Here is an 8,133-nt window from a genome sequence, read left to right as displayed (position 1 = left end):
CATCCCTCGCACATCGTGAGTCACGAAATCCTGCGAATCAGCGAGTATACGGGAGAAAAGCCCTAATCTACGAGGGAACGCACTAAAGGCGGACCGATCCCTCGCCTTGGTTGGCGCCAGACATGGGGCGTTAACGCGCGGGTCCTTCCCCTTGAAACATCCATCGGACACCATATTTGTCGGTGAGTGCGCCGTAGGTACCGTAGAACATTTCTATGAGTGGGTCGATGAGGCGTTCGTCGGCTCCGACCGCCAGTTTGTCAAAGCGTACCTTCAAATCCTCATACGTTCCGCCGTTGAGATACAAACAGGTCGTATTGCCCGGCGTAGGCACTCGGGTCGGGTGCAGCCAATCGGATGCGGAGAGACGGATACTCTCGCTGTGGAGCGTGGCATGGAGGATCTTGTGGTGCAGGTCGCGCGGCAGCTGGTCGCGCACGGGCGATTCTCCCACTCGGACGATGGTTAGCTTTCCACCCAGACACGCTTGGTAAAAGGTCATAGCGTCCCCACAATCGCCGTTGAATAGTAGGTAGGGGTCGAGGCGAATCATCTGAGACCTCCTTGAGATGGGATTGATGTCATTCTGGGTCGTGCCCACAGTCAATACCAAATTTTAAGAGGCGACGCTGTCTTGGGCTCTCGGGATCTACATCAAGCGACCGCCGTTCGTTATGCTTTTGTGGCAGATACGAGCCTTTATTAGTTGATGGTTCGGGTCCGACGGCGGGAGCGGATCGTGCGGTGCCAAAAGGCGGCGACGGGCACGCCCACGACCGCCGTGAGCAGGACTCCCAGCCCCAGGGATTCCCATGCGAGGGACTGGCCCATGGGCCCAAAGATGACAGCGAGGTATACTTCGTAGGTTACGAGCGCGACCAGCCATAGTACGATGGATGACCACCATCCTCGGGCGGAAGCGGGTTGACGGCGTGCGGAAATGGTCGTCCAACCGATCAGAACACCGAACCAGAGGGCATACATCGCCAACTTACCCAGTTGAGGGCTGATCAACCCGAGGGCCAGTCCGACAACGACCGCACCGCCATGATTCCACAAGGAGAACCGGGACATGTATGAATGCTCCTCACTGTTTTGTTGAAATTCTCCCATAAATCGCCAAACTGATAAATAGCCTTAGTTGCCCAATAGTTGTCGGCATCAATGATGGACTACTGGGGGCGAGAGCGCCGTCGAAGAGCGTCACGAGACAAAGGGCAGGACGACCCTACAAGCCCGACTAATTAGTCATCCGCTTTAACTCCCGCCGACGAAGGGGAATGCTCCATCGTGGCGGCGTTTAAGAGGTATTGGTCGCCGCGGAGCAAGGCTACGAGATAGGTTGCGGACCAATAGCTGAGGAATAAGAAGTCACACAGCGCAATCAGTGCTCCCTGCGTCAGTCCGTCCGGTGATGGGAGCCATTGGGGCGGCCCCACCAGCACAATCCGAACTAGGACGACCAGTACCGGAAGAATCGCAATGGCTGTGTTGGTCCGAAACAGCAGTCCCGTCTTCGCTTGACGAAACTTCATGGTACGCGCGCCAAGCCGCGACAAAGCGACGCCCACTGCGGTTCCGACGATGGCGCCAGTGACAACGAATAACGACGGAAGTCCCCGCCCAAACAGCACCGTGGCTGCGGCGCCGAGGAGTAAAATCATGCGGCCAATGGTGGTCACCGGTCGCACGATGGCCCAACCGCCGTCGCGGACCGAGTCGACCCCCATCATGAGAGCGACCAGTACAATCAAAATGGCGCTTGTCGTGGGCCACACCTCCATAACATAAGACTGAGGCCGGATGCAGGTGGTGCAATCCTTCGGATAGCGGAGCATGCGCGAGCAAATTGCTTAACGGGAGGGATCTGCGGTAGGCGTGGCTCCGGAGCGCGGAGAAGTGCGTACCGAGTCTTGTCGTCTAGAGGTGATTCCGCGAGTCTGCCATCCTGACCACCGACCGCTCCCGAAACGGGCCACCCGGCTGTCCCCAGGAAAATCGGTAGGTCACATCACCATCCTCGTGTAAGACGAGCTCTCGCGTTTCCCGAAAGGAGTGCTCATCGTCCAAATCGCCCAAGCGGAATACTAACCGGCCGCCTTCCGCGTCCTGTAGGGCATAGTGTAGGAGGGCCCCGGTGTTATTGGACGTCGACACCATCGAGAGCCGACCCTGCGCATCGAGCCCGATTAGGGTGCGCTCGTCATGGAAAATCATGTCGGAGTCCCCCATGGCGGTGAAGGTTAACACGGTGCCACAGTTTCCCAGCACAGGCATCAGAGTCATCGTTCCCACGAAGCGCTCGGCCGCATGGTTGATTCCATGTCCCATAAAGCGGCCGGTCACGTGTAAAAGTTTGTGGTCCACGATTCTTCCCCCTAGAGAGAGCGTTAGCTTATTATACCAATTTGGGCTCCAGGCGGAGGTTTCTGTGATATGGAAGGCCGTGGGGCCAAATAATTCACGGAGCTAATAACCTGCGTTCGGGGGCGTATGTCCATCAGGGCCCCGCGTGCTAGGCGGGGAGAACGCCAGTCGGCCGCATCAGTGGCCGTGATGCCTATCGCACGATGGGCTTCAGGGCGATGTTTAAGGTACGTCCCGAGACCAGGTCGACCTGCAACGCCGCGGTCCGAAATTCCCGGCGGGTTTGCTGAACGGTCATCGGCCATTGCGCGTAATGCCAGTGGACAATCCGATAGAGATATCGATGGGGGCCGACTTGTGTCACTGGCAGCTCGGGGCTCGCCGAGATCGGGGTGGGATTCCCCTGCGCGGCGATGAGCATGCGCTCGCTCGGATGGGTGGACCACGGGAGGCCGCCGAGCGTGTAGAACGTAATCGCCGCAGGTCTTGGACCGGTGTACGTCAGGGTGAACGTTCCCGTTACCGTGGCGCCGACGGTCGGGTCTTCCATCGTGTGAAATGGGGCGACCGATACAATCACTTGGCACTGAAGACCCTCGGCGCTGCCCGTGTACTCGTGACCAGATGGGTATGCACGCGCGGGAAGAACGTGGGCGAGAGCGAGTTCCGCGTGCTGGCGTTTCGCCGCCTGTACGTGAGCTTGCCAACCCATGCAGCCACCGACGATCAGAATCCCCGCTGCGCCGACGGTGATGAGCCATCGGATCGATCGATTCACCGGCTTTCCCTCCCCAGCCCATCATACTATAGCCGCAAACGGCGTTGTGTTCGAGGTAAGGCTTGCGAGCCTTGAAACGCTCTTGAGGGCCGCGAAGGATGCGCCGCGACTGCACCGGCCCAAAACTCGGCAGAATATTTGCTGCAATGGATGTAATGGATTAACACCGATACGAGGAGAATGTATATGACGATGCTTCCGAGATGGCGACGGATATTGGGGTGGGCGAGTGCCGCGGCTGTGTTGGGGGTTGGTGGCGTTGTGGCGCATCGGTTCTACACGCATGCCACCCCGGAACGCGCGTTGGCGGCGGAGCATACACCGTCAACGGGGGTTGTCCAGTCGGTGCCGTTCGCTCAGGGCCGGCTTGTGATATCGGAGACCCCCCATGGTCATGGCTTTTATGGGTGGTATCTCACGCGCAACTTCTGGGGATGGCATGTCGGGACGACATCCTCGGTGTCCTTGGGGCTAAATCCGAGCGAGTCCCCGGTGGACTGGGCGGCCATTAGCGCCGACGGGAAGACGCTGCTATGGGGCGTCAGCGAGCGGCCGATGAAATCCGTGGTCTATCATCAAGGACGCCGGTCGTTTTCGGCGTCAATCGGGACGGCGGGGCTCTGGCACGTGCAGGTACCGGGGAGCGTGGGCGTTGTGTATACCCGCCAATGGTCGATGAACCTCAAGAACGGGAAGACCGTACCAATGTATCCCCATGCGTGAGGGTCACGGTGCTCAGCGGGACTCCCTCGGGGGGGCGAGAACGACTTAGCGGAATATTTCCACAAGATCTCGTCGTTCCCCCTGAGGGTGGTTATCATGGGGAAAGAACGGAAAACACGTCACAGGGATAGGAGCACGACAATGAGAGTGGTCCGTGCGACATTGGCGACCTGCCGGCCTGCATGAAACTTGCGGCCCAGGTGGAGTATCTCTTTGGCCCGATGGTCGACGACCCCAATTTTGTCCGCGCTCTAGAAACTGGGATTCAGATTCAAAAACCGCGTTTTGCATTCGCGCCGCGGAAAGGTCCCCGGGCACTGCATTGCGGGGAGGCCGTAGTTGACGGGGGACCCGCCCGCTGTATCAGAGGTTTGGGTGTGTTCCGTCAGAACCGCGTTCCAAACGGTCCGGAAGGGGGGGCACGGCAATTCGTAAGATCCTCGAGGCCTGAAGCAAATGATTGAGGTCGTGCGAGATAGTTAGGGAAGAATTTACGGTCCGCCGGGACCCGAATGCAGTGTTGGGCACGCAAATGCCTTATCCAATCCTCTAATCGCCAGAAGGATAGTACATTCAACGTGAAGAAATGGGTAACAGGACACTTGCGGAAATTCGATGAGAAAGCGCGACGGATGGGTTATCATTTGCGCGCTAAGTCTGTGGTGGGGTCGAATACATAAATAGGGTGATCTCGTTGAACAAACCGGGCAACGCCGGGCGCACCAATTCAATATTTGATGCAGATACCTACGTCATTCTCCCGGTACCGCCGCCGGTCGCCGAGCGCATCATGGCCATTCGAACGGAACATCAGGACGCATTTCGAATGGCTCTTCCGGTGGAGATTACCGTGGCGGGTTCTAGCGGTATCGGAACCATTCACCACGACCAAGATCCCGATGAAGCATTTCGCCTACTGGATACTGTGGCCAATACTACCCCGCCAATTCGCGTGAGCTTTGGTCCCGTACAGCGGTTTCCGGGTACTGATATCTTTGTGGTGCAGCCCGTCGACCCCCGTCCATTCCATCAACTGCATCAACGCCTCGCGACGAGCGGCATCAAATTTAATGTCAGTCCTTTCCCCTACACGCCCCATTGCACGTTGCGCAGTCGATCGCCGGTTAGTGAGACTGAAGCACGGCGGCTCATGGAGACTCAGATTACGGGAACGGTCACGCTCACCATGTTGCAGGTGCTCCGAGTAAACAGATTGCCTCCTGACCGCCGAGTCCAGCTTGATATACTCCATGAGGCCCGGTTCATGGCGAAGTCAGCCCAATAGGTCGGATTAAGGCAATCCCACTGACTGATCTGCATACGGGGGCGAGAGTACAGCCAAGCCTTGGGGCGTATGTCCCAGAGGAAACTCTGCGGATTGTCGAATTACCCATCGGGGGCAACAATCCAATGAGGGGTAAGGAGTGATTCCACTGAGGCGCTGGGTGTCACTGGTCCCCTTGGTTGTTGTGGTGGTGATCGGTGTTACGTGGTGCGAAGCGGGAAGTCATTGACTTCTGCTCCACCTCAACCATCTGTCGCAGGCAGCATTTGGGACAGTGGAATTGGGCCCGCGAGCCCCAATTCCCCAATGCTTGACAAGCAAAAGTTATCTTTTTGGGCATCCGTAGAGAACTCGAACCACACCGTTTATGTCCGAAACGTTAAAGTCAACTTGCCCGATTCATTGCAGAGCCATGTTTTGATAGGGAGCACTCTTATTACCGCAGGCAAGGCTTTAGCGCCGAACGCTACTAACAAGATAAGAGGGCATTTCATCTTGACGACCATAGGAATGACCAAAGAACAAATTTTAAAACTGGGAAGCATATTAAGGGGTTTACGGTAGACACCAAATCTTGAACGGCGCAGCGCAAACATCACCTAGATGCGCCCAAGAGCGAACCTCCTGTAGCGAGGAGGCCGTGGGAAGAAACCCACGACGGCTACCGGTAGGATCGGCGCCGAGTGTTCATGAATCGCTTTGCGCGATAAGCCGCTCAGGCGCAGCACTAGGCGACTGCGTCGCGAACGCTAAGATTCGAGATGGCGTGCCAAAGAAGAGAGTGAGGATAACTGGAATGAATCATATAAAGCCGGTCCTAATGGTTGGCGTGATGGTCGGGACCCTGATCGCAACCGTGGGATGTGGTCGGGTGGCCGCGAGTCCCCCCAAGGTCCCGATCAGTACGAAACCTCATGATGGCATGGTTTCCCGCTACCGTTTGCTCCATCCTCCGAACCTGCCGTCTGGCGTTAAACTGTATCAAATCGAATACTGGAGCGATCATCATCAGGTCGAGGCTTTGATGACAGAACCCGGCCAGGCGGGCCGCTACCCGTTGCTCGTCAATCTGCATGGCGGGTACCTGTTTGGGGGGCCGCACTGGAATTTCGGATACACGCCCGCGGCTGCTGCGGGGCTGGCGTTTTCCTCGGTCGTCGAACTCTATCCCGAGTATCAAGGCTATATTGGTAGTCCGGGCCGTGCCAAGGGCGTTCGCATCGATTTTAGCAACTTGCAGGATGCCATCCGGATTGCGAAGCAGTTTGGGGAGGTGAAGGTCAACGACACCTATCTGCTAGGATACTCGCTTGGCGGCGACTTGGCCCTCATGACCGCGGGATGGGACCACCAGGTGCGCGCGGTGGTGGCCGTCAGTCCCTTGGTGGGGCTAAGCGATGTCGTGCAGTGGTCCCAGGCGCACCAGGGACTAGGCCCCACCGCGTACCCGGGCGAGTTCCTGGGCGTCGTGGACCGGTATGGACCGAACATCCACAGCTTGGCCTACCGGGAGCGCTCACCAAATCCCGCAGCGATTCGGGCCCCGGTGTTGTTGCTGCAGGGTACAGGGGATAAAGAGGTGGTGTGGCAGACCGTCCGACTGTTTGCCGATCAGATGACACACGCTGACCGCACGGTCAAACTCATTCTCTATCGCGGAGGGCAGCATGGTCTGCACGGCGGGTATGAGGCGGCCTCTGCGAGGGCCATGGATCAATGGTTCAAACGCTATGGTCTGAATATTGCCCTCAACAACTATTGATGACGAATGGCCAGATTCCCCCTTGCTAGGGGCAACACGGTCGGTGAATCTCCCTAAACGCTCCCCCAAGAGTTACAGCCCCGACTGTAGACGAGCCGGACGGAGAAGAACTTCTAGAACCCAATCGAAGTGGCCACCCGCCCCCACGGTTAGATTTCGAACTCCGCCCTGGCACATCGTCCATTAAGCGCCGACGGGAAGACAATGCTGTGGGGCGTCAGCGAGCGGCCGATGAAATCCGTGGTCTATCATCAAGGACGCCAGGCATTCTCGGCGTCAATCGGGATGGCGGGTCTCTGGCACGTGCAGGCGCCGGGGAGCGTGGGCGTTGTGTGTAACCGCCAATGGTGGATGAAGCTCAAGAACGGGGAGACCGTACCGATGTATCCCCACACCTAGTGGGACTTTGGAGGGGTTGGCTATCGACCCTTGAGCCTGCCGTCTACGGGATCAATGATGTAGGTGTTGGGTCGATCACACGCGCCCATCCCGGCGGAGCCAGCATGGAGGATGAATAATGATTAGAACAACGGCCCGAGCGCTGTTAGTGCAAGACGGTCAGGTTCTCGCCATCAAATATCAGGAGGATTTCACAGTATATTACGCCTTGCCGGGTGGTGGTCAACATCCTGGCGAGCCCCTTCACCGGACCCTCCAACGCGAGTGTCGTGAGGAACTGGGCATTGACGTTCACGTTGGGGCATTGCGATTTGTACGGGAATGGCTCGATACCGAACGAGCCGTTCACCAAATCGAATTTATCTTTCAGTGCTCAACGGACGAGAAGATCGGTGCGGTTCGGAGCGACATACCGGATGGCGGCCAAATCGGTATCGAATGGTTGCCCATAGCGGATTTGATGCGTTTCCATCTTTATCCCCTGGAAATGAGACATCATGTACCCAAGCTGGGGTATGGGGAAGCGAAAGCTCCCGTGTATCTTGGGCACGGCGGATGACGGCAGGCAGAAAGGTGCTGGCATCGTTCGTGTGTCGAATCCTCAACATTCGGGGGCGAATATGCCGCGCGGCTTGAACTCATTACAAACGGACCTGGGGAAGGTGTCCCTATTTTGGCTCTGTGCGAGCGACTTACGAGAGAAGGAGGCCAAATTTCTTGAAGGAGATAGTCCCGCCCATATAAATGAGGGTTTTTCATAACCCGAAGTCCTTGATTTGCAATGCTTGTGGGGTCTGAGAAAATTTCTTTCCCCCTGAA

10 protein-coding genes are annotated in these 8,133 nt (G+C 57.4%); 5 read left to right on the top strand and 5 right to left on the bottom strand.

Annotation, left to right across the window (positions count from 1 at the left end):
* Positions 1-130: 130 nt before the first annotated feature.
* The 5 genes from HIJ39_RS20200 to HIJ39_RS20180 all read right to left on the bottom strand — a co-directional run bounded on the left by HIJ39_RS20200 (position 131) and on the right by HIJ39_RS20180 (position 3,145).
* Positions 131-553 carry a VOC family protein gene (locus HIJ39_RS20200; protein WP_169102850.1) on the bottom strand — a complete coding sequence of 141 codons (423 nt, stop codon included), beginning with the start codon at positions 551-553 and terminating at the stop codon, positions 131-133.
* 149 nt (positions 554-702) lie between these two features.
* Positions 703-1,074 (bottom strand): hypothetical protein, encoded by a 372-nt coding sequence (locus HIJ39_RS20195; RefSeq protein ID WP_169102849.1) that lies wholly within the window; start codon positions 1,072-1,074, stop codon positions 703-705.
* 170 nt (positions 1,075-1,244) lie between these two features.
* Positions 1,245-1,784, bottom strand: a complete 540-nt coding sequence (locus tag HIJ39_RS20190; RefSeq protein ID WP_169102848.1) for a CcdC protein domain-containing protein — start codon at positions 1,782-1,784, stop codon at positions 1,245-1,247.
* Between the two features lie 136 nt (positions 1,785-1,920).
* The gene (locus HIJ39_RS20185; RefSeq protein WP_169102847.1) at positions 1,921-2,367 is read right to left on the bottom strand and encodes a hypothetical protein; all 447 of its coding nucleotides are present in this window, start codon (positions 2,365-2,367) and stop codon (positions 1,921-1,923) included.
* Positions 2,368-2,560: 193 nt separating this feature from the next.
* Positions 2,561-3,145, bottom strand: a complete 585-nt coding sequence (locus HIJ39_RS20180; protein WP_169102846.1) for a hypothetical protein — start codon at positions 3,143-3,145, stop codon at positions 2,561-2,563.
* A 192-nt stretch (positions 3,146-3,337) separates the two neighbouring features.
* Here HIJ39_RS20180 and HIJ39_RS20175 point away from each other — a divergent pair, with 192 nt between their 5' ends.
* The 5 genes from HIJ39_RS20175 (at position 3,338) to HIJ39_RS20155 (ending at position 7,873) form a co-directional block, all read left to right on the top strand.
* Positions 3,338-3,868, top strand: coding sequence for a hypothetical protein (locus tag HIJ39_RS20175; RefSeq protein ID WP_169102845.1), 531 nt, complete (start codon positions 3,338-3,340; stop codon positions 3,866-3,868).
* A gap of 694 nt (positions 3,869-4,562) precedes the next feature.
* Positions 4,563-5,153, top strand: coding sequence for a 2'-5' RNA ligase family protein (locus HIJ39_RS20170; protein WP_169102844.1), 591 nt, complete (start codon positions 4,563-4,565; stop codon positions 5,151-5,153).
* A 796-nt stretch (positions 5,154-5,949) separates the two neighbouring features.
* Positions 5,950-6,915 (top strand): alpha/beta hydrolase family protein, encoded by a 966-nt coding sequence (locus HIJ39_RS20165; RefSeq protein ID WP_169102843.1) that lies wholly within the window; start codon positions 5,950-5,952, stop codon positions 6,913-6,915.
* Positions 6,916-7,146: 231 nt separating this feature from the next.
* Positions 7,147-7,314, top strand: a complete 168-nt coding sequence (locus HIJ39_RS20160; protein ID WP_169102842.1) for a hypothetical protein — start codon at positions 7,147-7,149, stop codon at positions 7,312-7,314.
* A 118-nt stretch (positions 7,315-7,432) separates the two neighbouring features.
* Positions 7,433-7,873, top strand: coding sequence for an NUDIX domain-containing protein (locus tag HIJ39_RS20155; protein WP_169102841.1), 441 nt, complete (start codon positions 7,433-7,435; stop codon positions 7,871-7,873).
* Positions 7,874-8,133: the final 260 nt, after the last annotated feature.

This window comes from Sulfobacillus harzensis, from assembly GCF_012933365.1.
In the GTDB taxonomy this organism is placed as follows: Bacteria; Bacillota; Sulfobacillia; order Sulfobacillales; family Sulfobacillaceae; genus Sulfobacillus_B; species Sulfobacillus_B harzensis.
This window is presented reverse-complemented; position numbering and strand designations above follow the sequence as displayed.